The organism is Clostridium bornimense (assembly GCF_018917145.1).
GTDB lineage: Bacteria > Bacillota > Clostridia > Clostridiales > Clostridiaceae > Clostridium_AN > Clostridium_AN bornimense_A.
In genome coordinates this window covers 1-647 of sequence record NZ_JAHLOD010000141.1, presented here as the reverse complement: position 1 = coordinate 647, position 647 = coordinate 1, and the positions used below count along the sequence as shown (strand labels likewise).

1 protein-coding gene is annotated in these 647 nt (G+C 29.8%); it reads left to right on the top strand.

The window, feature by feature from the left end:
- The coding region (locus KQI30_RS17660) for an IS3 family transposase (RefSeq protein WP_367397842.1) at nucleotides 1-79 on the top strand (79 nt) is incomplete at its 5' end.
- Between the last annotated feature and the right edge of the window lie 568 nt (nucleotides 80-647).

The window sequence follows — 647 nt, the reverse complement described above, 5'->3', positions numbered from 1 at the left end:
TAATTATAGATATCAATGGAATCTAAAAAAGATGACTCCTATACAGTATAGAAATCATCTTCTTAAAAATATTGCTTAACCCCTTTTTTTGTATTGTCCTTGACAAAGGGTCCACTTTAAATGAAAAGTTGTTAGCGATACCCCTTTTTCAATTCAGACAATTCACTCAATTTACAATTCACAATTTCAATGCAAAGGTAATTTACAATTCACAACAAGAGAGCATTATGTTATTAGGTGTATTTAGTGAGTATATAAACCTATTATATTTAAGTGTTGTTTTTTATAAATCATGGGTTACCTCTCTAAGCTATATGAAGGTGCAACCTTCATTAGCCCCCCGTAATGGTTCTATATCAAATATAAATTTCTTAAGGAAACTATCTTATTCTATACATAAAATTATCACACTTAAAATTTCATCCACCACTGTTCACTCAATGTCGTCAAATTAAGGAATGTTTATAAATTCCATATAACTTTTTTATAATATCACTTTAAAGATATCAGAAAAAATGGTATACTAAGTAAATCCGCGGTTAAACGGACTTGTTTCTAGTATTTGGATTTTACAATCTAAATACAGGATTTTTGGTTGTAATGGTGCGTTTTCCGAGGGTGTGTGTGTTTTCGCTCAATAGAACGAT